This is a genomic window from Labilibaculum sp. K2S, from assembly GCF_030372765.1.
Taxonomy (GTDB): Bacteria; Bacteroidota; Bacteroidia; order Bacteroidales; family Marinifilaceae; genus Labilibaculum.
Genome location: NZ_JAUCMW010000004.1, coordinates 59,384 through 85,102, shown reverse-complemented (window position 1 = coordinate 85,102; position 25,719 = coordinate 59,384). Strand labels below are relative to the sequence as shown.

Genomic DNA, 25,719 nt, shown 5'->3' with positions numbered 1-25,719 from the left:
ATGAAAAAGCTTTTATCCTTATCAGCATTAGCCGTAGTGATCGGCATCCTCAGTTCATGTAACACAGGAAACAAAAAAGAAGCAAAATTACAAAACCCCGTAGCTGCCGAAAGTAAAGAAAAGCAGATAGCACCTGACGAAGCCAAGGCAAAAACAATGGCAGATTTGCAGGCTGCATTTAAAGGGGAAACCACAGCATCAGCCAAATATGCAGCCTATTCTAAAAAAGCGGAGCAGGAGGGAAATCATAACATCGCTTTGCTGTTTACAGCCGCATCGATGGCCGAAAAGGTGCATGCCAATAATCATAAATCTGTTATCGTGGAATTAGGAGGAGCAGTTCCGAACATCACACCTGAATTTACGGTAAAAACAACCGGCGAGAATCTGCAGGATGCCATTGAAGGGGAATCGTATGAGGTGACCACTATGTATCCTGATTTTTTGCAGGATGCCGCCAACTCGAAAACCCAATTGGCACAAATAAGTTTTAACTACGCCTTCGAGGTGGAGAAAAAACATCAGGCAATGTACAGGAATGCTTTGCTCGCACTTAATAACAACACCGTGAACGAATTGCCCAAGGTTTACTATATCTGTCCTACCTGCGGAAATACCTACGACCAAACACCTTCTGAACGTTGTGGTATTTCAATGACCAGTTCTGAAAAATTCATAAAAATAAACAGTTTATAATTTATACAGCAACACACAAACAAGGTCCGGTAGGATACACCAATGTATCCTACCGGACCTAATTGTATTTGATTTGTTTGTAAAATGGTATCATATCCATAAAAAAAATCCTGACGAGCATTTACGCCGTCAGGATTTTACTATTTCGCTTGGGGAAAATCCCCGGCTTTCCATTGTGCAGTCAACAAAATCAACGAATTGATCACAGCTGGCTGTTTGCTGGTTTTCTTGTTCTTTGTTCCTTTCTCCTTTTTACTTGAAACTTGTTCACTCTATTTAATCTCTTTAACGTTCTCCTTAAGCGATTCCGAAATCAGCTTTTTCAAACGTAAAGTTTGCTCCTCCAAAGCTCCTTGTTTTTTAGGGTCGTACAAGTGTTTGTACTTGCACTCCACAAGGTCATATTTCAGGTTATCCATTGTTCCGGTTACATTCAGTCCCAATCGAACAGGTAGCGGAGTATCTGTTACCGATATGTGATAGTTAAAGCTGTTATCCATATTATGACGCCCCGAAATAACTGCTTTGTACTTGTCCATTACAATAAGGAAAGGGTACAGATCAATTTCGTCTTTAAACAGAGTCATCTCAACACTAAGGCTGTCTATCACATTTGCTGTTTTTTTCTTAAACAGTAGTTTTTTGGCAATCATGTCGAATGTTTCGGTATCCATAAGTGTTAGGTCTCGTCCCTGGAAAGCCGCCGCACCACGAATTGTAGATTGTTTAAGAGAATAATCACTCTTAAGATAGGTTTCTCCGGCCAAATGAAATTCGCCTTTTCCTTTGAATGATTTCAACATGGGAATCATTGTGTCAACAGAAGGAATCAGAGCAATTAATTCAGCAATATCAATATCTAAAAGATGAAAGTCGATGCCGGTAAAGAGGTGATTTTTTCTGTCGGAACGGTACATTGCCGTTAACTGCATGTTGGCAGCCTTGCTTGTAAAACCCATCTGATCGAGAATAAGGGTGCCATCTTTTACAGTAAGTCCACCTTTAATATTTTCGATTACATTATCATTTACTACAGTCTTGGCAATTGTTGTGTTCAACCGAATTTCGACACCTTTTGGCACCATAAACGGATCGTCTTCGGGCGCAGCCTCTTTATTGCCGGCAAGAGTTGAATCCTGGCTGCCCATGCCGTTAAAAATGTCCATCAGCTGATATACATCGGTATTTTCAGAGACCAAGTTAAAGTTTCCTTTCAGCAATGCCTGGTCGTTAAGATAGTTAGAGATGTTGGTAAGCTGGCCCGTAAGGCTAAAATCGGAATTGCCCAAAATTAAAGCCGCTTTTTGAATCTCCATCGTGTCTTGATTAAGTGTAAACGAGATGTTGGGAATTTTACCCTTTAGCTGTTCACTCAAATTATAAATTGCATCGGAGAAACTGATTGCCATTTCGGGCTGCCATTTAAGAATGATATTATTTTGCGAGTCGTCGTACTTCAAATTCGTTTTTGCATACAGCTTTTTAGCATCAAACAGAATAGAGTCTTTGCCGGTTATTGCAATTTCATCACTGTTAATTGTAGAATTAATAAGTGCAATCTCTTGTTTTCCGTTAAGGCCTGGAACGTATTCGAATCGTCCGTTTGCATTGTTTGCGCTAACCGATAAAGTATCGGCCGCAGCAGTAAGGCTGCCCAATTTAAAAATACACGACGTTATGGGTGCCGGGGCTCCTTTTACAGGATTATTGATATCGACAGAAAGCTCAAGATTTTCAGTCACCGCACTCATAGCAGGAGATAGGTGCATTGTAAAGTTTGGTGCATCCATTTTGATGTTTGCAAACAGAAGGTTTTTGTCTGCTCTGCTTTGACTGGGTAAATTCAGCTTAATTTTTGCCGAAGGAAGGTTTACCTTTGTTGTGTCGTTATAGACTGCATCAAAATCCCGGGCGTTGAAATCGCCGGTTAAATAAATGCGGTGATATGCCTCTTGATCCAAATCAGACTGAGAAAACCGGGTATGCAGATTTCCATTTACCCAACCCCGAACAATTACATTCTGATCTTTGGGTACAAACGACTGAAAATCGGCCAGGTTAACATCACCCTTCGAATAGATGTCGTAGCGTGGCATTTCCAAAATGTCCGCGATAGTTCCTGTAACAGAAACGCTGCTGTTTCGTATTTTGGCAAAACTGCTGTTTACAGTAATATCCGAAGTCTGGTTTTTATTTACATCCACCTTTGCCGACATCGATAATTTGATATCCTTCACTTTTGGATAGCCTGTATAGTTAATTTCGCCCTTATCGTATTCTACGTTTGCGGTTACAAGGGGAGTGTTCGTATCCGAATAAAGGCCTGTTACCGATCCGGACAGTTGTGCATATCCCTTAGCCCTGATATCTTTTAAGGGAGCCGAATAGGCTTTGGGAACAAGAGCCATAATTTTTTCGACATCCAATTTGTTGGTTGAGTAGTTAATGTTGGTGGCAATCGAATTATCGGACTGTATTTTTACAATCCCGCTGCACAATACTTCCTGCTCATTGTTTACAATCAGTTTTGCCTCTTTTAAATCAAAACTGTTTTCGGCGATGTTTACAGAACAAGGCAGGTGCGTGTCCAATTTTAGCTTCGATAAAATAGTATCGCCAGCCATAGCTAGAGACAATTCCTTACAAACAAGCTTTGCATCGGAATTGAATCGGTTTTTGTCCGCAGCCTTCGAAGTTATTTTCAGATCACAGTTTTTGGCATCAATACTTAGATCCATCGAGTCGGATGTTGTAAACAGCAATCGGCTGACTTTCAGATCCAAATCAAAAGACTGTTTCCCCTTGGTATATACAAAGCCGAGCGCAGCATTTCCGTTGATAACAGCAGCCTTTCTAAATGTCGTCTCATCCGTATAATTGGCATTAAAATTTGTAAATTCTACATTGCTGATGTCGATGTCACCCAATGATGAGTCCTCAGAATCAGCATCTGCTGCATCGGAACTGCTTTTAAAAATATCGAAATTAGACTGCCCGGATGAGTCTGTTTTGAAATTCAAATATCCATTTTCAACCAAAAACGGGTTAAGCTTTATATCACCGTCGAATAAATACGCCTTAACATTTAGCGAGGTAAAGCATTTTTTAGCGTACAACAGGGTATCTGTTTTTACAGAATTATTATTCCCGGTTAAACAGAGATTCGTTAGCTCAATGCCAAAAAACGGATAGGTACTAAAAAAAGTGGGTTCAACTTTTTCGATGACCGTATTGCAGGCTAAATAATTTTTTACCTGTTTATTAACTATTGGTGTTAATTTTTCTGGCGTAAGAACATACCACAAGGCTATTGCTGCAGTTATTGCTACTACAAAAACCAGTACCAGTAAAGCTATTCCTACTTTTTTTACTATCCGCATTTTACTATTGTTTGATAAATGATTTTGTTTTCCCGTAAGCGTCTTCGTATTCTAATGATGATGCCGTTAAATTCGTAATGGTGTATACTTTTGGAACGTTACCGCCATTTTCGATAATGTGGATCTGCTCTAACTGATCTTTTGTTATTGTCCAGGTAAATTTCTGGGCTTCGCTTTCTTTTACATCTTCACCCTCATCCCAGGTAGCACCCGATTTGTCAGAGTCGTATCTTTCGAACAAAGTCCCGCTTTTCCATTTGCCGATAATTAATGACTCATCAAAACTGGGGTGAGTTTCTTCGTCAGTACAAGAGGTTGAGAAAAGTGCTGCTGCAGCAATGCTTAAAAAAAGTAATGTGATCCGTTTCATATGATTATTATTTGTTTTTTAGTTGCCATATGGAACTCCCAAATTACACTCATTCTCCTGTGTGTAACACTTTTCGTCGGGTCGTTTCATATGTTTATAATTTGTTTTTTAGTTGCCATATGGAACTCCCAAATTACACTCATTCTCTTGTGAGTAATGCTTTTTATAGGGTCGTTTCATATGTTTATAATTTGTTTTTTAGTTGTTATATCGCCTGTCCCAAACTTGTTTCGGGAGAAGCTTACCGTGAACAATAATCATGCCCTTGTGTGTAACACTTTTTACAGGGGCATTACACCTGTTTAATGAAAATACACTTGTTTGTTACTTAAAATAAACTTCAAAAATAATACTTTATTGTCGCAAAATGCACGAAACAGAATTAGTTAATTATGAAATATTATTTTTCATAGTTGCAGTATTTGTTTTCGAACTACTAAAGCATTAAATATAAATGATTGAAGAAATGAAAATGATGCTAAAGCAAGAGATTGGAACATATTAAATTCAGTTGGCTAAAGCCGAACTGCAATAGATAAAAAACACAAAGTTTTTACTGATGAAAGGAGCAAAGCAACAGATAACAAGAAATTAGAATGATTGAAGAAATAAAATGATACTTAGCAAAACATCTATTGCAGTTCGGCTTTAGCCAACTGATAGCATAAAATTAGTAAATAGGCTTTAGCCACATAAAATATAATGGGAGTAATATGAAAACTAAGTTTTGGACTACTCTGCCAATTGCTTAGCTAACCAATACAAATTCCTTCCTGCTTTTTAAAAGACAACATTATCCTTTATTTAATCCATAATGCCCTGTAAAATATAACTAAGAATGCTTTGTATGGAGAGTATTGTTTAGTAGATTCGGGGCGAAAACAACATGAATGCACCATGTACATGTAAAGAGCATTGATGCAACGTTAGTCAGAACAAAACCAAGGACATGAGACATTATACATTCCTGATCATATTACTCTTAACAACTTTCTCAACTTATTCACAGGTTGATGGATTAACAAAGTCTTTAAATGCTTATTCGTTTGATTTGTACGGTCAGATTAAGGCTGATAATGAAAATCTATTCGTTTCTCCATTAAGTACTTATTATGCTTTGTTGGTTGCGTATGAAGGAGCAAAACATGAGACAAAGGCGGAATTTGAGAAAGTGCTGCATATTGATAATTCTGAGAGCCTTACAAATTTTAAAAACTTTTCTGAGAATTTAATCTCTTGGAAAGACAGTTCAAACTATTTGAATATTTCTAATGTCATTTGGATACAAAAAGATTTTTCAGTGATAGAGGATTATAAAAATCAAATCATTGAAAAATATTCTTCCGATTTAAAAACGGTTGATTTTAAGCAAAAGATTAGTGCTTCAAACGAAATAAATAATTGGGTAACAAATAAAACAAATGGACTGATCAAAGACATTTGCCCTAAAGATATAAATACTGATACTCGGTTAATCATCTTAAATACAATATGCTTTATTGGGAAATGGGGGGATGAATTCAACAAGGGATTGACCAACTCTGATTATTTTTATTCAATAAATAAAGAAAAATCAGACGTTGATTTCATGAATAAAACGGAATACTTACAGTATTATGAGAACAAGTACTTTCAGTTTATTTCAAAGCCATACGAAGGCAATGATAAATCATTCTGTATTCTTCTTCCCAAAAGCAGATACGGATTGATTGACATAGAGAATATCTTTACCAATTCAACATTAGATACTATAATGCACAATACGGATTATTTGGACGTAAAGCTATCCATTCCAAAATTTAAATTAGAAACAACTTATTCACTCAAAGAGCCGTTAATAAAACTCGGACTTGAAAAAGCCTTCACTCGTTATGCAGATTTTTCCGGCATCACAAGTGAAGTACCTTTACTGATAAATAAAGTAAATCATAAAGCTTATATCGAGATTAACGAAGAAAAAACAGAGGCGGGCGCAGCAACAATTGTTGAGATGATGGATGGTTCAACTGGAGTCCCAATGCCCAAACCTAAGATATTTAAAGCTGACCATCCATTTACTTTTATGATTATTGACAATAAGACGAAAGGGATTATTTTTATTGGTAGATATGTACAGGCAGAAGAACCTTTTATTGCCGAAGAATACAAATAGCCTGGCTTCAGGTTAAACTATAAAAGTGGGAGAAGAGATTTTTCCACTTTTTTTATTGTTTCCACTTTAATAAAAAAAGCGAAGAACTTGCCTTGCTGGATTCAAAAAAAACAGACAGCATTGGCCTTTAGTTAGTTTATAAAGTCCTGTAAAATAGTTATAATAATTTTTTGTTGGGGCTTTATTGTTTTGTAGCTTACTACCGCCATCCGTCAGACTTGCTAAAAATAGAGCCTGACAGTCATTTGTTTAGGTAGTTGTAGAAATATAAGAATCTAAGTGAGTTGATTTAGCTTATTAGACGAACTGACGTTAGCGGTAACCCAAGAAACACTATGGGATTTAATAATATTTTAACTTAAAATAATGATTGCAACTCATTTCCCCAAACAGGAAGTACTGGATAGATTGAGAAATAAAATCCATCACGAAACAAATGATGTTTTATGGCCAAATGTTATTGTAAACGCTTCCTATAAAAGGTATCAGAAGTCTGTTCCTGAAAGTTCCTTCAGTATTTTTTCCAATAAAAATGGAACGGTAAAACTAAATAATAACAACAGAAATTTAAAAATCTGTGAACAGACCTTTTATTTATCCAATCCGTTTGAATCGTTTGACTATGAAATCAACTCCGAAGCACCTGTAGACACATTTAATATACATCTTAATTATAAATTTTATTCCGAAGCACTTTATGCTCTTTTAAACTCAAACGAAAAATTGCTCGATTACCCTGATAACAGCGATACAAACTATCGGTTTATAAATCAATTGCATTATAAATCGCCCGATATAAAAAAGATTCTTGGTTCTTACCAACAAAAAGAGGAAGAAATATTTCTTTTAGAGCTTCTAGAGTATTGCCTCTGCATAGACTATAAAGACAGAATCAGAATGCTAAACATTCCTACTGCAAAAATGTCCACAAAAAAAGAACTTCTAAAAAGAATGCAGATTGCAAAAGATTATATATACAGCAACTATAGTAATTCTGAGTTATCGGTAAAAGAGTTATCTAAATTGGTGTTTATGTCACATTTTCATTTTTTAAGAAATTTTAAAAATGTGTACGGAATTACACCTTACCAATATTTAAAGAGAATTCGGACAGAACGGGCAAAGTATTTAATTAAGAGAACCAATTTACCTATACATGAAATTGCATTTTTAGTTGGCTTCAAAGAAGCTTCGGCCATTTTCCCAATTATCAGAAATGCTGTATTAAAGTCCCCGAAGGAATACCGAATGGAAAATTAGCAATTTTCAATAGTGATTCATTTCCTGTTGTGCTCTAAATTTGTTCAAAAAGCACAATTATGGAAGTACAATTAATAAGAAATGCAACGGTAAAAATCAGGTATGGTGGAAAAGTATGGCTGGTAGATCCTTTTTTTGCCGACAGACACACTTTACCGTCATTTGCCGGAAAATCACCTAATCCTGTTGTATCGCTCCCTTTGCCTGTTTCGGAAATACTAAAAGATGTCGATTACATATTGATTACCCATTTACACCCGGATCACTTTGATGCAAAAGCACAGGCAAGCATTCCTAAGTCCATGCCTTTTTTTGTTCAGCCTTCAGACGTGGAACCATTGGCAAAGATGGGCTTTGTGAACCTCAATAGTATTGAAAATGAAAAAAGAATTTCCAATACAACTATTACAAGGGTTGCGGCCCAGCACGGAGAGGGCGAAATTCTAAAGGTGATGGGGGCTGTTTCAGGATTTGTATTAGAGGAGGATAGCGAATCGACCCTATACATTACCGGAGACACTATTTGGTGCAATTCGGTTAAATCAACAATACACAAACACCACCCAGGAGTGGTTATTTGCAACGCAGGAGGCAACATTTTTTCGCCGGAAAGCAATCCCTTTCAAGAATACCTGACACTGCACCGAACTCATAAATTAATTATGGATGAAAAGCAGGTATTGGAAATGTTAATTGATAGGAGTTCTCTTAAGGTAATTGCCGTCCATATTGGGGCACTAGACCACGAAACGGTAAGTCGTGAGCATTTGAAAACCTATTTAAAAACCCATCAGGTTGATACAAAAAGAATTTTTGTGCCGGAAGATGGAGAAAGGATTAAATTGATTGATTCATGAAAAAATTAGGATTAGCAGGTGGAATGAGTTGGACATCCACTTTAGATTATTATCGATATATTAATAAAGGCATCAATCGAGAATAAAGAGCAGAAGGAATTGTTTTAGCTTGTACTGAAATTCCCTTGCTAATTGGTCAGGATGATTTTTCAATACCTGTTTTTGATACCACCACGATTCATGCTCTGGAAGCTATCAAATTCACATGATCAGAAAAGAAATATGAAACGTCCATGACAAAGTGATTTTGACACACAGGGGGATGATTATCTCAGCATGGTAAGTTCCATATGGCAATTTAAAAACAAATTATAATCATATGAATCAAACACACATTTATATTGTAGGTGCCGGAGCTATTGGTAAGGCTTTAGCAGTATTTTTAAAACGAGAAAACAAACAGGTAATCCTGGTGAGAGGAAGCGTAGACAACATAGCTTCTACAGAGGAGAATATACGTGTTATTGATACGGATGAATCGTTTCAAGAAAAAATCACAACAACAACATTCAGCAATCTAACAAGCATAAATGGAATTGTTTTAATTACCACCAAAACGTTTGGGAATGAAACAATCGCTCAAAAGTTAAAAGAGAAAGATGGAGACTTTTCTATTGTTTTGCTTCAGAATGGACTAAACATTGAAAGGGCTTTTGAAAATTTTGACGAAGTATATCGCTGCGTTTTGTTTTCAACCAGCCAAGTCACTAACGATAATGAAGTGACCTTTAAAGCTGTTACCGCATCTCCAATAGGAAAAATAAAAGGGAATGATTGCAATTTGGATTGTATTATTGAACAAATAAACACTTCAAACTTTTGTTTTAGTAGTGAAAACAATATTCAAAAACTGGTATGGACCAAAGTGATAGCAAATTGTGCCTTTAATTCTATTTGTCCCTTACTTGAAACGGATAATGGTATTTTTCATCGAAGTCCGGAAGCCGCCAAATTAGCGAAAATCATTATCAAAGAATGCATCGCAATAGCTCAAACACAGGGTATTGAACTAAATGCAGATAGTCTCGAAGAAAATTTAATGCTCATTAGCCAACGTTCAGACGGACAATTAATTTCTACTTACGTTGATCTTTTAAACAAAAGAAAAACCGAAATAGAAAGCCTGAATCTGGAAATTGCAAACATTGCCAATAAGATGAATAAAGCAGAGTTTGTTACCAACACCCGATTATTAGGAGAGTTGATTAAACTTAAATCAGAGCTATACTAAAATTAAAAGGGTAGGAATATTTTAAATTCAGTTGGCTAAAGCCGAACTGCAATGGATAAAAAAACACAAAGCATTTCCTGATGAAAGGAGCAAAGCTGAGCATCTATTGCTTTTGTTTTTAAACAACAGATAACAAGAAATTAAAATGATTGAAGAAATAAAATGATACTTAGCAAAGCATCTATTGCAGTTCGGCTTTAGCCAACTGATAACAGGCAACTAATAAATAGGCTTTAGCCACATAAAATACAATAGGAGTAATATGCAAACTGAGTTTGGAATAATCTGCCAATTAGTTAGCTGAACAATACAAATTCCTTCCTGCTTTAAAAAAAACAACAATATTTTTATATTCTTAAATTATAATGGCATGTAAAATAATTATAATATTTTTTGTTGGGGCTTTATTGTTTCGTAGATTCGGGAACTGAAAACCAAAAAAGTGCACAATACTAACTATTAATTGGTATGTGTTGTGCAACTTTAAGTATGATATATTAAAAATAGATGCACCAGTGCACATTTTAAGAGCTTGTAAAATATTAAAACCGAACTAAACTATGAACTATTTTCTTTTTGGAGGAGCAAGAAATACAGGAAAATCAAAATCCGTATATAAGATTGCTGACTTTTTAATAAACACTAAAGGATACACAGTTAGAAGTGGTTCTTTTCCAGTAAATTATTCTGAATTTAGATGTATTATAGTTAAAGATGATAAAGTAATTTTAATTCAATCCTATACTGATTTAGTAAAAATGATTATAGATTTAAAAAGAGTAAGAGAATTAAATAAAGACATAACTCATATAATTACAGCTAATCGAAATGAAAGCGACTATATGAGAAATAGATTTAGAAAGATGCTCAATATAGCTTCAACTGATTACATTTTCGAAATCCCTTTAGGAAAAGTTATAGCTGGAAAAACGAGAAGTGCCAATATAGTTTGGTATTTAAATGGAGTTTTGAGAATAGCAAAAGAAATTACGAATAACGTACCTTTTAATTTTTAAAAATATGAGACATCCAGTAACCTTTACATTTTTAGGTTTTTACTTCAATTCTCTTGTTGACTAAGGTGAATTTGTTGATTTGAAGTTAATGCATAACAAAATATTTTCAGGAAGCCTTTTTGATTGGTTAACCGGATTATTCGGAGATAAATTAGATTTTAGTTTGTTTACGAAGGAAGAAATAAACAAAATTGAATTCTTCTTTTTAAGTTTTTCAGAAAATACTGATGAAAGTAGAAAAATGGGAATTGACAAAAATGGATTGTGCTTATTGGTGGTATATTGCTTTGAAGGAGCACAACGAAAACCAGAAGATATTAGATAATAACAATAATGTTTTTATAATATTTTACATAATAGTAATGGCAGTGAAGGTGCTAAATATAAGGATTTGTAGCCTCTCAAACTTTATCTCGGTTTGACAGGAAAATGCCACACAATCGGCTATTATTCATATTTACCTTTAACAGTAATTAAAAATAATAATGAAATGAGACTAACGAACCAAGTATTTGGAGTTTCCAATGAGTTAATAGATACTTATATCGAAAGGCCAAAAGTTGATAAACTATTTTTAGAAGGCTTGCAGAAGAATAAACATATAATTATTTATGGTGCATCAAAACAGGGAAAAACTTCCTTGACGAATAAGCACTTAGCCGAAAATGAATATGTTAAGGTTAATTGCTCTCCAACATCAAGCACCCTTGATATATTTAATTCTATTGTTCGGCAACTTAATGTTGAAATCCTAGAATCTACTGATACTACGACTACTGTGGGAGGTGAGGTTAAAATTGGTTTAAAAGCAAAAATTAGAATTCCCTTTCTTGGTGGTGCCGATGCTGAAACGGAAGCGAAAGCTTCTAAACAAAGAGAAAAAGGAGCAAATTACAAAGTTGTAGATTATAATTTGGCATTAGCCCAAGACCTTTCAGAATTGCTTAGAAGTATAAATTTTAATAAAAGAATAATACTTGAAAATTTTCATTATTTAGAGGAGGATGTCCAAAAACAACTATCTATTGATTTAAGAATATTTGAGGACTACAATATATTATTTATAATACTTGGGATATGGCGCGAAAAGAATCGACTTTCGCAGTTTAATGGGGATTTAGTTGATAGAGTAATTGAAGTTCCTGTTGAACCTTGGGAAAAGGACGATTTAGTAAAAATTACGTTGGAAGGGTTACCTCTATTAAATGTTAACTTTAAAAATGTAGTTGACTATATAATTGATAGTTGCTTCGATAGTGTTGGAGTATTTCAAGAAATATGTAAAGAATCTTGTTATTCGGCAGGAATTAAAGAAACACAAAAAGACTTAATAATTATAACTAAGGTGAATGTGAATGCTGCTATTGAGAAGAAATTAAATGATTATGCCAGTCGACATATACGATGTTTGGAAAGCTTTATTGAACAGAAAGCAAAGAGTTCAGACGAAGTCCCATTATATATTCCATATTATTTTGCAAAGATATTACTAAATGAGTCTATGGAAAATATTACCGTAGGTTTAAAGCGCAAAAACATTCAAGAAAAGATAAAAGAAATTCATCATAGGTCAGAAAATGTTAGACCTTCTGATATGGGTTACTTTTTAAAAAGCCTAGTTTCAAATCAAATTAAAAAAAATATTTCGCCACCAATATTTGATTATGACATAAGTACCAGTTCAGTTAAAATTATTGATTCTACTTTCTATTTCTTTTTAAAGAACTGTGATAGAGAAGAAGTTATTGAAAACTTAATGGTACCTGCTGGAATAGAAAACTAACTACTGGCAATAATATATAAAAACAGTAGTCGGAACCGTTGTGAATTCAAGGCTTGCAGCCCGCTTAAACATCATTTCGGTTTGACAGGAACGGAGCCCGAAATCCAAAATGATTTCATACTGCCTACCATTGTAAATCATCAAAAATAAAAAACCATAGAATGAAAACACATACACCGCTATTTTTATTCGGCAATGGATTATCAATTGCTCTTTCAGGGGAATTTTCGCTTAAGAATATAACAGCAAAATTTATTGCTGAATTAAAAGGAGATGAAATGGATTTTTTTCAAGAAATCTGTGGTGGAAATAAAAATATTAATTTTGATGATTTTGAAGCTAATTTTTCTCAAATAGAAGATGCATATAGTAGTTTAAAGAATTATCGCAAATTCATAGATTCAAAAGCAGGAGAAATATTTTTACAAAAATTTGAACTTTCAAATCCCGAACTTATTAAACATGAGGAAATTATAAAATTACTTTATAACAGATACATATATCAAATTTTAGGGATAATTCATGGAAACGTGACCAAAGTAGATATTGAGAGAAAATTAAAAGGTTTTACCAATTTTTTAAAGCAACAACTTTCCTGTAGTAAAAAAGGTTATGTATTTACTCTGAATTATGACCTTTTAGCTGAAACAATTTTATTGGAAGAAATTGGCTCAAATAATATTACTGATTTTTGTTCGGCTACGCATAAATATTTAGGAACAGATATTGATAAATTTGATTTCGATCCAGCTTTGAACGATCATAAATATGGAGATGATTATACAAATGCCAATGTAGAGCTTCACCATTTACACGGTTCTCTCTCTTTGTTTTATGATTCTTTAAGAAATAAGTGTATTAAATTTAGAAGCGAGGATATTTTTAATCATAAAGTGTACGAAAGCATTGGGAGGAATAATTGGTGTTTGAGCCCTGTTATAATTACTGGAGGAGGTAAATCATTGAAAATGAATGAATATCCATTTGAGTTTTACTTTAGGAATTTTAAGGATTTATCTACATATGGGAAATATAATAAGCTATTTATAGTAGGTTATAGTTTTAGAGACGAGCATGTAAACGAATTAATTAATAGATGGATGAAATCTGTAAAGGATTATTCTGACGCTCTACTAATTGTTGATTATAAATCAACCGAAGAAGATAAAGATCAGTTTAAAAAATTCGTTAGGAAGCAGATAAAAAAGAGACCTAATATTCCCGATAAATGTTTTGAATTTGGAGGAGCTAATTCTATAAAAGACGTTTCTGGGACAGAAGTTAAAGAAGAATAGCACATAAGAGTGCATAAAAATAGTAGCCGGCTCAGTCTAAAACCAAAGGCTTGCATCCTGCTTTAACTTTATTGTAACTTGAAAGAAAAAAAATCACAACCAAAAAAAATGATTCTAAAAAAGACCCGGATGGGTCTTTTTTTATGCTCATTAGTCCACTAAAAGAGGGCGTTGCGGGATAATTCCGATTATGTATAATCATTCTAGATTTGCATTTGCTGACAGATGTGGGCACATTAAAATTAAATAAATACAAATAAAAATTGAGACACAGTTTTGTGAACACTCTCCACCAAGTCGTCCCTGAACTTGACCAAGCAGTAAAATGACTTCACTAAGTCGTTCCTGAACTTCACCAAGTGATCAAATGAAATTACAAAGAGGTTCCTGAACTTTACCAAGCAGTAAAATGACTTTACTAAGTCGTCCCTGAATTTCACCAAGCAGTAAAATGACTTTACTAAGTCGTTCCTGAACTTCACCAAGTGATCAAATGAAATTACAAAGTGGTTTTTGAACTTCACCAAGTGATCAAATGAAATTACAAAGAGGTTCATGAACTTTACCAAGCAGTAAAATGACTTCACTAAGTCGTTCCTGAACTTCACCAAGTCATCAAATGACTGAACAAAGCTACCAAATGAAATTAGATTGAAGCATCACAAATGTAAGCATGGCCAGTGCCCGTTTGTCTGACTCTTTAAATGGGAAAGAGGAGATGAGCGAAGAAAAATCAGCCTAAAAAAATATGATGATGAAGGAGAGATGCTTTTTGTTCCGTTTTGCATCCTTTCAATTGCCAAAACTCTTACCGATCTTCTGCTCTGACCGGATTTGGCAATTTTGCTTGCTAAGCAAGCTTTGTTTTGCAGATGTCGGGGATACACATTTCATTCTGTCGATTTTGCATTCAACTTTTATCTTTCCTTTAAAGTATTTATATTTAAAATTCAATTGAGTATTTTAATCAATCTTTAGCCAGACTAAGATTACTTTCCTTTTGGGAAATAAGATTTTCAACCCTCAAAAAAATGATTTCGTAGGCTGCGAAATTTATTTCTTTATCAAAAAATCAAATTATGCACATTATCGACATTTTAATATTTGTAATCTATATGCTTGGCATGCTAGGTGTTGGCATCTATTTTATGAAACGCAATAAATCGCAGGAAGACTATTATGTAGGAGGTCGGGAAATGACTTCCTTTCACATAGGCTTATCGGTTGTTGCTACAGATGTTGGTGGTGGATTTTCGATAGGATTAGGTGGTTTGGGCTTTTTAATTGGTCTTTCGGGTAGTTGGATGCTGTTTACAGGCATAATCGGAGCATGGATCAGTGCTGTTTTTCTGATTCCTATTATCTATCCTCTGGCACGGAAACACAATTTTTTGAGTTTCCCCGAAGTGCTGAATCACTTCTACGATCGGAAAGTAGCCATTATAGCAGGCATAATCTCTTTAATTGGTTATATCGGATTTACCAGTTCGCAGGTATTGGCAGGAGCTAAATTAGCCGCAGCAACTTTTCCATCCATAAGCATTGTCGATGCCGTATTGCTAATGGGAATTGTGGTGATAGGTTATACCGTACTGGGCGGGCTTAAGGCGGTTATTTTCACCGATACCATTCAATGGATCATACTTATGTTTGGCCTGATCGTAATTGGTATTCCGTTGGGCTTTGTAAAAGTGGGAGGGTGGGAAGCTCTTCGGATTTATTTGCCGGATAACTTTCAAAGTCTCACCAATGTTGGTTTTGTTCAATTTATTAACTGGCTGATTACAATTGTTCCGATTTGGTTTGTGGGCATGACTCTGTACCAAAGAATCTATGCTTCGAAAGATGAGAAAACAGCAAAAAAAGCTTGGTTTATAGCTGGCTTGTTCGAATGGCCTGTAATGGCATTTATGGGAATTATTCTTGGATTATTGGGCCGGGTTGCCTTCGAACAAGGCATGTTTACCGAATTTGGATATGCTCCGGGAAGTGTTATCGATCCGGAAATTGGCTTGCCTTTACTCTTAACGCATATTTTCCCCGTTGGTTTGATGGGACTGCTCATGTCGTCTTATTTTTCGGCAATCATGTCAACGGCCGATAGTTGTTTAATGGCGGCATCAGGTAATTTTACAACAGATATATTAAGGCTTTCAAAACAAAACACCAAGAGTATCCGCTATTCGCAATTGGCAACATTAGTCATTGGGATATTGGCAATCTTTCTGGCTACCAAAATGCAAAATGTACTCGATTTGATGTTATACTCTTATGCCTTTATGGTTTCGGGACTGTTTGTTCCTGTTTTGGGATTTCTGTTTTTGAAAAATCCATCGGCAAAGGCTGCAATGTATGCTATGCTTTTGGGAGGAGGAACTACTTTAGTTCTTATTGTAACCGAAGCAGCATTGCCTTTTGGTTTGGATGCTAATTTCTTTGGGATTACATTATCGGCAATTGTTTTTACAAGTATCCAATCGTTGCACAGGCGATAAAATATAAGAATCTGAAGTATTTTGCTTGTATTAATTTTTTAACAATTGGTGGATGAAGATTCATTATGCTCGCATAGCTGCTAATTTGGTAAGGACATAGAGTAAGCATTCTCAGAAAATAAAAAAAGTGAATAAATTTAATATGAATCCAGGAATTGAAAATTTAAGCGAAAAAAAATTGGTGGGAATGCATGTAACAATGTCCTTAGCTGATAACAAGACAGCGGCACTTTGGAAAAGTTTCATGCAAAAACGCGGCGGAATAAAAAACCGGCTGACAAGTGAATTGATTTCGATGCAGGTATTTAAACCAACACATTTCGCGCACTTTAATGCAGCTAACGATTTTGAAAAATGGGCAACAGCAGAAGTAGCGGATTTTGACAATGTGCCTGTTGGTATGGACACATTTATATTGTATGGCGGATTGTATGCCGTCTTTGATTACATTGGTTTGAGTAACAACCCTGATATTTTTCAATACATTTATGGGACTTGGTTGCCAAACTCAAATTATTTGCTGGATAACAGACCACATTTTGAAGTATTAGGGGAGAAATATAAAAATGCGGATCCAAATTCAGAAGAAGAAATATGGATACCGATACGATCGAAATAATACTGTCAGCAGGTATTGGCGCGGGGGAGTGAAAAAACAGATAGATTTGCATGTTGCACACACATGAACGAAACTGATGATGGAATCGAATCGAAACTTGAATAAAACTATTCTGCTGGCTGTTACCATGGCATCCAATTTTCTGAATCCCTTAATGGGAGCGGCTGTTAATGTGGCTTTACCCCGAATTGGGGAAGAACTGTCGATGTCGGCCGTGGGCTTAAGTTGGGTAAGTATGTCATTTTTGCTGGCTTCGTCGGTATTTTTAGTCCCTTTTGGTAAAATAAGCGACAATTGGGGACGTGTAAAAATGTTCCTGTACAGCAATGTATTATTTGGTTTTGCCACTTTATTTTGTGCCTTTTCTTTTTCTGCCGAAACATTACTAATGGGTCGTTTATTGCAGGGGATAGGTGCGGCAGGCATATTTGCTTCGAACATGGCCATTGTAATATCGGCTTTCGAACCGCACGAAAGAGGTAAAATGATTGGATTAAATGTGATGGCCGTTTACGTAGGTTTATCCATAGCTCCGGTTTTGGGTGGGATTATAACCGAAACCTTGGGCTGGCGTTCCTTGTTCTTCCTTAATGCAGGAGCAGTTCTGCTAATTATACTGGCTGTAATTACAAAAATTAAAGCCGAATGGGCAGTTCCAGACCATGCGAAATTCGATTTTAAGGGAAGCTTGATTTACATGCTTTCCGTTTCGGGATTGATGTATGGTTTTTCGCATTTACCTAAAACGGAAGCAATTGTGTTCACTTTATCAGGTATCGTTGGTTTACTTATTTTTGTCAGATACGAGTTAAAACACCCAAACCCGGTTTTCGAAATGCACTTGTTCTTCAAAAACAAGTTGTTTGCATTTTCCAATCTATCCGCTTTTATTAACTATGCCGCTACCTTTGCCATTACATTTGTTTTTAGTTTGTATCTGCAATATGTGAAAGGTTTATCGCCCAAAGAGGCTGGTTTCGTTTTGATTGCACAACCAATAATGATGGCTGTAGTGGCATCATTCTCAGGAAAATTATCGGATACAAAAGACCCGCGCATTTTGGCATCCATAGGCATGGGCATAAGTGCTGCAGGGCTGTTGCTGCTTTGTTTCATAAGCAAAGAAACGCCCTATGCCTATATTGTTTTTGCTTTACTGATTTTAGGATTTGGATTTGGAATGTTTTCATCACCCAATACAAATTCAATAATGAGTTCGGTCGAAAAACGTTTCATAGGACTTGCATCGGCAACTGTTGCAACAATGCGAACCACCGGTATGATGTTCAGTATGGCTGTTGCAGCCCTTTCGGTACATGTTTTTTTGGGAGATGCTAAAATTAATGCCGGCAATCTCGATTCGTTCATACTAAGCATGAGAGTGATTGTAATCAGCTTTACATTTTTGTGTGTGATCGGAATTTTCACTTCGTTGATAGGCAGGCGAAAAACTACGGGCAATTAAGTTCCAGCGGATGAGTACAGAAATATTCTGTTGGTTATTTGCCACAGCCTGACAGCGTTGAAGACCTGTAAGCATTTTGGCATTTTTGTTTACTGCCGATTATTTTTGTTCCGCAATGATTGTTTTGTAGATTCGTGGATGGGATGTAATTGGGTGTTATTATGGACTAGTTGCAGCGCATTTAATATAAAGCTTACTGATAATGGGGAAATATGAAATAGTGAAAAATTATTTGTGCGTTGCAGGCATTGCCTTGTTGGTATCCTGTACAGCAGCAGAAATATCAGGCAATTATACAATTTATCCTGAAAATCAAGAAAAAGATATTCATCCCGATACTCATCTTAAAATTACATTTTCCGGCCAACCCATTATAGGAAGCAAGGGTAAAATAAGGGTATTTGAAAGTCAGACCGATTCGTTGGTCGATTTAATTGATATGAGTATTCCGGCAGGCCCCACCAAAGCTGTCAAAAACCCCGAAGCCACCTATACCAGCATCCCTTATCAATATTTGCCGGGTAAGTTTACCAATGCCAATACCAAACCGGGTACTCCTTCAGGCACAGCCTTAGCAACTGCAGATACATTTCAGTTAACCATTATTGGTGATTTTACTGATGCTTTTCATTTTTACCCCGTAATTGTTCATGAAAACACTGCTATTATCTATTTACACCATAATCTTTTGGAGTACAATAAAGACTACTATGTTTTAATTGACAGTAGTGTGGTTTCTCCGGCTAAGACTAAGTTTAAAGGGATTTATAACAAAAATGTGTGGCGCTTTAGCACCAGTAAGAATCCTCCTGACTTAAGGTCTAAAAAAATTATAGTGGACGATAAAGGAAATGGAGACTTTAATACCTTGCAGGGAGCTCTTGATTACATTCCCAATGATTACAAAGACACAGTTGAAATCTTCATCAGGAATGGTTTGTATGAAGAGCTGATTTATTTCAGGAATAAATCGAATATCATCATCAAAGGTGAAAACAGGGAGAAAACAGTAATTCAATATGCAAACAATGAAGTGTTTAATCCCCATCCCTGGAATGTAAAAACCAATGAATGGCCGGGTACTTTTCCTTCCCGAAGAGCCGCCTTTGCGATTGATAACTGTACCAATATTCAGTTGTTAAATTTAACGGTTAAAACGTTACTGCAAGGGCAGGCAGAAGGATTACTGATTAATGGAAGTGAAATATTTGTTAAAGGAGTACATATTGCAGGCTCAGGCGATGCTTTACAAACCAATGGTTCGGCCTGCTTCGAAGATGTGAGGATTGACGGAGGCGGAGATATGATACTTGGTCGTGGGCCTGCATTTTTCAAAGATTGTGATTTTTATTCTCCCGGACCTTTTATGTGGACAAGAAATACCAAAGCCAATCATGGAAATGTATTTCTGAATTGCCGTTTCACGGGAATAGATCCTAATGGAAGTACATTGGCCAGGGCTCCTGTCAATAAAGGCTTTGCTTATCCGTATAGCGAATGCGTGTTCATTAACTGTTCTCTTAAAAACATTCTGCCTAAAGCCTGGGGTACTGTTGGCGGAGAAACAAAAAATATGCACTACTGGGAATATAACAGCACCAATATCGATGATGGAAAACCAGTTGACCTTTCTCAGCGGGCTGATTTTTCGCGTCAGTTAAGTTTGGATACTGATAAAGAATTGATTGAAAACTATTCCAATCCGCTTTTTGTTCTTGATGGCTGGAGTCCTTATTCCAACAATTAATTAGATGTAAATTACCGGCGGGCAGGAGTAGGAGCGATGCCTGTAACCGGCTATTGTCCGATGCTTTTTTTTATGAAATAAATGGAACTAAATAAAATTGAAAATATTATTAAAGGGATCAGAAGCTATTATCCGGTATCTGATGATTCAATTAAAACACTGGCTGGTTTATTAACCGAAACACATCTGCCTAAACATCATTTGCTGACCAAAGCAGGGGTTAAAGATAATTTTGTATACTTTATTGAGCAGGGATGTATGCGGACTTATTTTTTGGTCGACGGAAAAGAAATTACCAATTGGTTTAGCCGGGAAGGTGATATTACCTTTTCTTCAAATTCATTGTATCACCGAACCCCGGGATTCGATTTTGTGGAGCTTCTGGAAGATTCGTGCGTATTTAGCCTGCCGATTGATGCTTTAAATGATTTGTACAAAACAAACATCGACATTGCAAACTGGTCCCGTACCATTCATCAGGAAGTATTGCTGAAAATGCAGAACCTGCGTATCGATCGGTTAAGCTTATCATCAAAAGCTCGCTACGAAAAGTTTTACAACGAAAATCCTGATTTGTGTAATCGGGTAAATTTGGGATATATTGCTTCGTATTTGGGGATGACCCAACAACATTTAAGTACCATACGGGCGAATGGATGATTTTAAGATAGATGAAAAAATAATTGGCTGTTCTTCTCTATTTTTGAATTTCAAAAACAAATGAAATGAAAACTGAAATGCAAAAATGTTTGGATGGCGAAGTCTTTAACACATCCAACGAGGAAAATCAAAGTCTGATACACAAGGCTCGAAAATTAACAAAAAGCTATAATTCGACAGAAAGCACCGATGCCGGAAACCGAAAGGATATTTTGCGCGAGCTATTTGGGAAACTAGGCGATAATGTAAATATTGATACGCCTTTTTACTGCGACTACGGCAAGCATATTTTTGTGGGCAGCAATGTAGTTATCAATATCAACTGCACATTTGTCGACTGCAATAAAATTGAAATTGGAAACAATGTGTTGATTGCCTCAAACGTGCAGATTTATACTGCAACTCATTCAACAGATATAAATGAGCGCTTGGTCGCCGATTGGGATCCCGGTTCAGAACTTCCATTCTTTAGAACCTATGCACTGCCTGTAAAAATTGAGGACAATGTGTGGATCGGTGGTGGGGTAATTATCTTACCCGGAGTTACAATCGGAAAAAATTCTGTGATAGGAGCGGGAAGCGTTGTGACCAAATCGATTCCCGAAGATTGTGTGGCAGTTGGCAATCCATGCAAAATTATTCGAAAAATAAATGAGAAAAACAGATCGCATGGAAAAGATTAAAGCTGTAATTTTTGATCTCGACGGAACCATTGGTGATACTTTGCCAATGTGTATTAAAGCTTTCAAAAAATCAATAGAACCTCTTATTGGCAGATCAATTTCAGAGGAAGAAATAATTGCAACCTTTGGCCCCTCGGAGGAAGGAACGATAATGGCATTGGCTCCCAGCAATTATGAGGAAGGTATTTCGCGTTACTTGTACTATTATGAGCAACTGCACGAAATGTGTCCAACACCTTTTGATGGAATAGCAAGCCTGTTGGCTGGGTTGAAAAATAAAAAAATCAGGCTTGCCATGGTTACCGGCAAAGGGAAATACAGTACAGCCATTTCATTACAGAAATTTGGCATTGCCCATTTATTTGAAACAATTGAAACCGGACATTCATTCGGGCCACGAAAGCCGGAAGGAATCACTGCTGTTTTAAATCACTTTAAGGATGTAAGTAAAAATGAAGTAATTTATGTTGGCGATGCCCCAAGTGATATTGTTGTCTGTAAAAATGCCGGCATTCCAATTGCTGCAGCAGCATGGGCACTTTCAGCCGAACCGGAGAAACTTGCGGAGCTAAATCCGGAAGAATTATTTTATAGTACCGGTGATTTTACCGACTGGATAAATTCCAGAATTTAAATTTGATCATCGCTGGCAAATTCTTATCCTCAAACAAGCTGCCAGCAATAAAGTATAAAATAATTGTTGTTTTATTCGTAAATTCAAGGCTGTAGTTTGCTTCTGTTTTTCAATCGATATATAAGTCTCACAATCAGATTACCGAACTAAATTATTATTCCAGATACATCATTTAAACGATAACAACATGGATAAAGCAAATAAAATGTGTCAATCTTGTGGAATGCCCATGAAAAAAGACCCTCAGGCAGGCGGCACCAATGCCGATGGAAGTAAAAATTTGAAATACTGCAGCTACTGTTACGCGAATGGAGAGTTTACTTATACCGGAACACTTGTCGATTTTCAGGATTTCTGCAAACAAAAGATGATGGAAGGTGGACATTCGAAGCTTATTTCCTGGTTGTTTACCCGTGGTATGGGGCGTTTGGAAAGATGGAAGAAGTAGTGAGATTTGTTAGAATATTGTTTTTTAGTAAAGTTTGGACGCAACTAAATTGCATACAATTCATCTTATTTTGAATAAAGAATACTGCTTAGCACGGTATTTGTTTACTAAAACCTTGTAAAAAATAACATTCATACAAAAAATTGTAAACACATGAAACGTCCACGTATAAAGCTTTCTGCACACAGGAAGATAATTATGTGGTAAGTTCCATCTGACAAAAACTTAAAATTATAAACAGATGAAAAGAAATGTAATACTACTATTGGCTGTTTTCCTTAGCTGGAGTGCAATGGCACAAGCTCAAAAAAACTTTATCGATCAAAATTACATCGAAGTAAAAGGATTGGCAGAATTAGAGGTCGTTCCCGATGAAATTTATTTAAACATTCATTTGGATGAGGAGGACACCAAGAACAAGGAAAGCATCGAAGTATTGGAAAAGCAAATGTTTGTGGCTTTAAAAAAGGCCGGCATCAATTTGGAAAAACAGCTTTCGGTATCTGATTTTGCCAGTAATTTGCAGAATCACTTTTTTCAACGTGCTGATATGAAGAAATCGAAAGATTTTGAACTGTTGGTACACGATTCTAAAACACTCGGAAAGGTGTTTGTTGAGTTGGATAAGATCAAGATATCAAATATCAGTATTTTGAGAGTGGATCATTCCGAAATTGAGAAGTATCGCAAGCAGGTTAAAATAAATGCTGTTATAGCAGGTAAAGAAAAAGCTGTAGCTCTGGCCGAGGCAATCGGACAAAAAGTGGGGAAAGCCATTTACATCAATGAAATTTCTTCACCTTATGGCCGACAAATGGTAAATACAATGATGCGGGTGAAAAGTGAAAACTTTGAATCGGCTATGGGTGTTCCTGATCTGGATTTTCAGAAAATTAAATTGGAATATTCTGTGATGATCAGCTTTGCTTTGGAATAGAATTAACCGGAAAGAAACACGAAGATCTCTATAAACATAGGGATCTTTTTTTATGTTTCGGAAAAGGCATTTACCACCAAGGAAAAATAAGGTTATCACGAAGACACACAAAGGAAAAGAAACAGACGCTTTGTGATACTTTGTGCAGTACTTCGAGTTCTTTGTGGTTAAATTTTCACTTCGGCTATCCCAAGAATAGTGGTATTTTTAGCGACAATTCATCAATTTTCCCCGCAACCCTTTATCTATAAATGTTTTTTTTGTTCTTTTGTGGAGAAATACAAAATCGAAAAATAAATGATCAAGATCCTGTCTTATATTCTCAGCTTTATATTTTACATTCTTTTCTTGTTGCTGTTGGTAATTTTTCATCCAATACAGGTAATTTGTCACAAGCTGTTCGGCTATCAGGCTCACAAGAGTTCGGTTGATGTTTTAAACTTTTTTTTAATGCGTGTGGTTGTGTTTTTAGGCGTTCGCATTACATCTTTGCCAAAAGTTAATTTGCCAACTGACCGGCCGTTAATCATTGTTTCCAATCATCAGGGAGTATACGACATACCGCCAATTGTCTGGATTTTCAGAAAACACCACCCAAAGTTCATTTCAAAAAAAGAATTGGCTAAAAACATTCCGAGTGTGTCCTATAATCTTCGCCATTCGGGTGCCGCTTTAATCGATAGAAAGAACAGAGCTCAGGCAATACCGGAAATTTATAAGCTGGGTCAGTTAATCGCAAAAAATAATTACGCTGCCAGTATTTTTCCAGAGGGAACCAGAAGTAAAACAGGGGTAGTGAAACCTTTTAAAGCTGGTGGAATAGAAGCCTTGCTTCAGGCTGCACCAAATGCATTAATAGTTCCTTTTGTTGTTGATGGTAATTATAAAATTGAAGAAAAAGGAATGTTCCCCTTGAGTTTGGGGGCTAAAGTAAGATATAAGGTTTTAGATCCTATTGAGCCGGCATCTTACACTGCAATTGAACTAACCGAAATGGTTGAAGCTGTAATTAAGAAAGAATTGAACCAATAAATACTAAGGAAAAGATCGATGATGAACCAAAAGAATAAAACAGCATTGGTAGTGGAAGGCGGCGCAATGCGCGGTATTTTTGCGGCAGGTGTTTTGGATCAGTTCATAGAGATGGAATTCAATCCTTTTCACTCTGTATTGGGTGTTTCGGCCGGAGCAGTTAATGCGGCCACTTATCTTTCCAGGCAGAGAAAGAGAAATTTCAAGATGTTTACAGATTATTCTTTACGGCCCGAATACATCAGTTGGAAGAAATTTTTGGCAGGTGGACATTTAATGGATTTAGATTGGTCATGGGATATCACTACCCGTGAACTGCCTATTGATCTGGATGTGCTGTTTGCCAACAATCCTGATTTTGAAATTGGAGTTACCATGAATTCAGATGGTCGATCGGTTTTTATCAAGCCCGATGCAGAAAGCCTTAGCCATGTGATGAAGGCCAGCTGTACAGTTCCTCTTTTCTACCGCAATTTTCTGAAAATAGACGGCCAAATAGTTTCAGATGGAGGTGTTTCTGCGCCTATTCCAATTCAGAGAGCAGTTGAAAAGGGAGCTGTTAAAATTATGGTGATTCGTTCCCGTCCAAATTCTTTTCGGATGAAAAAAGGAATGGAATCAAAATTGGGACGTTTGCTCTTTCGAAAACATCCGGGTTTGGTGAAAGCATTATTGAATCGTCCGGACAATTACAATTCATCGATCGATTTTATTCAAAATCCGCCGCAAAACCTTCAGATTTTGGATATTTGTCCCCCCGAAAATTTCAAAACAAAGCGATTCACTCAAGATTATGCCACACTGGTAACAGATTACGAACTGGGACGGGAAATGGGGCGAATTGCAATTGAAAAATGGAATCTTCTGTAATTTGATTCTCTGATCAGAAAAATAATTTTCTTTTTAAACCTTTTGCCTTTTTTATTGTCTATAGAGAGGAATGATAGTCCGGCGAATAG

General features: G+C 36.1%; 22 protein-coding genes. 20 read left to right on the top strand and 2 right to left on the bottom strand.

What is annotated here, in order from left to right; translation table 11 throughout:
* Complete coding sequence (locus tag QUH73_RS07570; protein WP_289529831.1) at nt 1-696, top strand: rubrerythrin family protein; 696 nt, start codon at nt 1-3, stop codon at nt 694-696.
* 272 nt (nt 697-968) lie between these two features.
* Here the strand turns inward: QUH73_RS07570 and QUH73_RS07565 are convergent, their stop codons facing one another.
* A complete protein-coding gene (locus QUH73_RS07565) occupies nt 969-4,076 on the bottom strand; it encodes an AsmA-like C-terminal region-containing protein (protein WP_289529830.1) in 3,108 nt (1,035 codons plus the stop codon).
* A 4-nt stretch (nt 4,077-4,080) separates the two neighbouring features.
* Nucleotides 4,081-4,446 carry a lipocalin family protein gene (locus tag QUH73_RS07560; RefSeq protein WP_289529829.1) on the bottom strand — a complete coding sequence of 122 codons (366 nt, stop codon included), beginning with the start codon at nt 4,444-4,446 and terminating at the stop codon, nt 4,081-4,083.
* Nucleotides 4,447-5,395: 949 nt separating this feature from the next.
* On the opposite strand from QUH73_RS07560, the gene QUH73_RS07555 reads away from it, so the two are divergent.
* From QUH73_RS07555 to QUH73_RS07465, 19 genes are all read left to right on the top strand, one after another.
* Nucleotides 5,396-6,598, top strand: a complete 1,203-nt coding sequence (locus QUH73_RS07555; protein WP_289529828.1) for a serpin family protein — start codon at nt 5,396-5,398, stop codon at nt 6,596-6,598.
* A gap of 366 nt (nt 6,599-6,964) precedes the next feature.
* Nucleotides 6,965-7,858, top strand: coding sequence for a helix-turn-helix transcriptional regulator (locus QUH73_RS07550; RefSeq protein ID WP_289529827.1), 894 nt, complete (start codon nt 6,965-6,967; stop codon nt 7,856-7,858).
* A gap of 59 nt (nt 7,859-7,917) precedes the next feature.
* The gene (locus tag QUH73_RS07545) at nt 7,918-8,715 is read left to right on the top strand and encodes an MBL fold metallo-hydrolase (RefSeq protein ID WP_289529826.1); all 798 of its coding nucleotides are present in this window, start codon (nt 7,918-7,920) and stop codon (nt 8,713-8,715) included.
* A 319-nt stretch (nt 8,716-9,034) separates the two neighbouring features.
* Nucleotides 9,035-9,946, top strand: a complete 912-nt coding sequence (locus tag QUH73_RS07540; protein WP_289529825.1) for a ketopantoate reductase family protein — start codon at nt 9,035-9,037, stop codon at nt 9,944-9,946.
* A 560-nt stretch (nt 9,947-10,506) separates the two neighbouring features.
* Entirely contained in the window at nt 10,507-10,962 is a 456-nt protein-coding gene (locus QUH73_RS07535; RefSeq protein ID WP_289529824.1) for a hypothetical protein, read from the top strand.
* Nucleotides 10,963-11,050: 88 nt separating this feature from the next.
* Nucleotides 11,051-11,287: a hypothetical protein gene (locus tag QUH73_RS07530; RefSeq protein WP_289529823.1), complete on the top strand. Its 237-nt coding sequence runs from the start codon at nt 11,051-11,053 to the stop codon at nt 11,285-11,287.
* Between the two features lie 165 nt (nt 11,288-11,452).
* Nucleotides 11,453-12,745: a hypothetical protein gene (locus QUH73_RS07525; protein ID WP_289529822.1), complete on the top strand. Its 1,293-nt coding sequence runs from the start codon at nt 11,453-11,455 to the stop codon at nt 12,743-12,745.
* Between the two features lie 161 nt (nt 12,746-12,906).
* Nucleotides 12,907-14,040, top strand: a complete 1,134-nt coding sequence (locus tag QUH73_RS07520) for an SIR2 family protein (RefSeq protein ID WP_289529821.1) — start codon at nt 12,907-12,909, stop codon at nt 14,038-14,040.
* A gap of 1,079 nt (nt 14,041-15,119) precedes the next feature.
* The gene (locus QUH73_RS07515; RefSeq protein ID WP_289529820.1) at nt 15,120-16,535 is read left to right on the top strand and encodes a sodium:solute symporter family protein; all 1,416 of its coding nucleotides are present in this window, start codon (nt 15,120-15,122) and stop codon (nt 16,533-16,535) included.
* A 142-nt stretch (nt 16,536-16,677) separates the two neighbouring features.
* Nucleotides 16,678-17,154: a GyrI-like domain-containing protein gene (locus QUH73_RS07510; protein ID WP_289529819.1), complete on the top strand. Its 477-nt coding sequence runs from the start codon at nt 16,678-16,680 to the stop codon at nt 17,152-17,154.
* 79 nt (nt 17,155-17,233) lie between these two features.
* On the top strand, nt 17,234-18,619 hold the full coding sequence (locus tag QUH73_RS07505; RefSeq protein WP_289529818.1) for an MFS transporter: 1,386 nt from the start codon (nt 17,234-17,236) through the stop codon (nt 18,617-18,619).
* 202 nt (nt 18,620-18,821) lie between these two features.
* Nucleotides 18,822-20,366 carry a pectinesterase family protein gene (locus QUH73_RS07500; protein WP_289529817.1) on the top strand — a complete coding sequence of 515 codons (1,545 nt, stop codon included), beginning with the start codon at nt 18,822-18,824 and terminating at the stop codon, nt 20,364-20,366.
* An 81-nt stretch (nt 20,367-20,447) separates the two neighbouring features.
* Nucleotides 20,448-21,026, top strand: coding sequence for a Crp/Fnr family transcriptional regulator (locus tag QUH73_RS07495; protein ID WP_289529816.1), 579 nt, complete (start codon nt 20,448-20,450; stop codon nt 21,024-21,026).
* 65 nt (nt 21,027-21,091) lie between these two features.
* Nucleotides 21,092-21,709, top strand: a complete 618-nt coding sequence (locus tag QUH73_RS07490; RefSeq protein WP_289529815.1) for a sugar O-acetyltransferase — start codon at nt 21,092-21,094, stop codon at nt 21,707-21,709.
* A complete protein-coding gene (locus tag QUH73_RS07485; protein WP_289529814.1) occupies nt 21,696-22,343 on the top strand; it encodes an HAD family hydrolase in 648 nt (215 codons plus the stop codon). The genes QUH73_RS07490 and QUH73_RS07485 overlap by 14 nt, the downstream gene beginning before the upstream one ends.
* Before the next feature lie 187 nt (nt 22,344-22,530).
* On the top strand, nt 22,531-22,791 hold the full coding sequence (locus QUH73_RS07480; RefSeq protein ID WP_289529813.1) for a zinc ribbon domain-containing protein: 261 nt from the start codon (nt 22,531-22,533) through the stop codon (nt 22,789-22,791).
* Between the two features lie 241 nt (nt 22,792-23,032).
* Nucleotides 23,033-23,728 carry an SIMPL domain-containing protein gene (locus QUH73_RS07475; protein ID WP_289529812.1) on the top strand — a complete coding sequence of 232 codons (696 nt, stop codon included), beginning with the start codon at nt 23,033-23,035 and terminating at the stop codon, nt 23,726-23,728.
* Nucleotides 23,729-24,025: 297 nt separating this feature from the next.
* A complete protein-coding gene (locus tag QUH73_RS07470; RefSeq protein WP_289529811.1) occupies nt 24,026-24,760 on the top strand; it encodes a lysophospholipid acyltransferase family protein in 735 nt (244 codons plus the stop codon).
* Nucleotides 24,761-24,781: 21 nt separating this feature from the next.
* The gene (locus QUH73_RS07465; protein WP_289529810.1) at nt 24,782-25,630 is read left to right on the top strand and encodes a patatin-like phospholipase family protein; all 849 of its coding nucleotides are present in this window, start codon (nt 24,782-24,784) and stop codon (nt 25,628-25,630) included.
* Nucleotides 25,631-25,719 lie beyond the last annotated feature (89 nt).

Excerpts from the sequence above, each read along its gene's own strand:
- QUH73_RS07570 (WP_289529831.1), top strand. The coding sequence starts at position 1 with ATGAAAAAGCTTTTATCCTTATCAGCATTAGCCGTAGTGATCGGCATC.
- QUH73_RS07565 (WP_289529830.1), bottom strand. The coding sequence starts at position 4,076 with ATGCGGATAGTAAAAAAAGTAGGAATAGCTTTACTGGTACTGGTTTTT.
- QUH73_RS07560 (WP_289529829.1), bottom strand. The coding sequence starts at position 4,446 with ATGAAACGGATCACATTACTTTTTTTAAGCATTGCTGCAGCAGCACTT.
- QUH73_RS07555 (WP_289529828.1), top strand. The coding sequence starts at position 5,396 with ATGAGACATTATACATTCCTGATCATATTACTCTTAACAACTTTCTCA.
- QUH73_RS07550 (WP_289529827.1), top strand. The coding sequence starts at position 6,965 with ATGATTGCAACTCATTTCCCCAAACAGGAAGTACTGGATAGATTGAGA.
- QUH73_RS07545 (WP_289529826.1), top strand. The coding sequence starts at position 7,918 with ATGGAAGTACAATTAATAAGAAATGCAACGGTAAAAATCAGGTATGGT.
- QUH73_RS07540 (WP_289529825.1), top strand. The coding sequence starts at position 9,035 with ATGAATCAAACACACATTTATATTGTAGGTGCCGGAGCTATTGGTAAG.
- QUH73_RS07535 (WP_289529824.1), top strand. The coding sequence starts at position 10,507 with ATGAACTATTTTCTTTTTGGAGGAGCAAGAAATACAGGAAAATCAAAA.
- QUH73_RS07530 (WP_289529823.1), top strand. The coding sequence starts at position 11,051 with ATGCATAACAAAATATTTTCAGGAAGCCTTTTTGATTGGTTAACCGGA.
- QUH73_RS07525 (WP_289529822.1), top strand. The coding sequence starts at position 11,453 with ATGAGACTAACGAACCAAGTATTTGGAGTTTCCAATGAGTTAATAGAT.
- QUH73_RS07520 (WP_289529821.1), top strand. The coding sequence starts at position 12,907 with ATGAAAACACATACACCGCTATTTTTATTCGGCAATGGATTATCAATT.
- QUH73_RS07515 (WP_289529820.1), top strand. The coding sequence starts at position 15,120 with ATGCACATTATCGACATTTTAATATTTGTAATCTATATGCTTGGCATG.
- QUH73_RS07510 (WP_289529819.1), top strand. The coding sequence starts at position 16,678 with ATGAATCCAGGAATTGAAAATTTAAGCGAAAAAAAATTGGTGGGAATG.
- QUH73_RS07505 (WP_289529818.1), top strand. The coding sequence starts at position 17,234 with ATGGAATCGAATCGAAACTTGAATAAAACTATTCTGCTGGCTGTTACC.
- QUH73_RS07500 (WP_289529817.1), top strand. The coding sequence starts at position 18,822 with ATGGGGAAATATGAAATAGTGAAAAATTATTTGTGCGTTGCAGGCATT.
- QUH73_RS07495 (WP_289529816.1), top strand. The coding sequence starts at position 20,448 with ATGGAACTAAATAAAATTGAAAATATTATTAAAGGGATCAGAAGCTAT.
- QUH73_RS07490 (WP_289529815.1), top strand. The coding sequence starts at position 21,092 with ATGAAAACTGAAATGCAAAAATGTTTGGATGGCGAAGTCTTTAACACA.
- QUH73_RS07485 (WP_289529814.1), top strand. The coding sequence starts at position 21,696 with ATGGAAAAGATTAAAGCTGTAATTTTTGATCTCGACGGAACCATTGGT.
- QUH73_RS07480 (WP_289529813.1), top strand. The coding sequence starts at position 22,531 with ATGGATAAAGCAAATAAAATGTGTCAATCTTGTGGAATGCCCATGAAA.
- QUH73_RS07475 (WP_289529812.1), top strand. The coding sequence starts at position 23,033 with ATGAAAAGAAATGTAATACTACTATTGGCTGTTTTCCTTAGCTGGAGT.
- QUH73_RS07470 (WP_289529811.1), top strand. The coding sequence starts at position 24,026 with ATGATCAAGATCCTGTCTTATATTCTCAGCTTTATATTTTACATTCTT.
- QUH73_RS07465 (WP_289529810.1), top strand. The coding sequence starts at position 24,782 with ATGAACCAAAAGAATAAAACAGCATTGGTAGTGGAAGGCGGCGCAATG.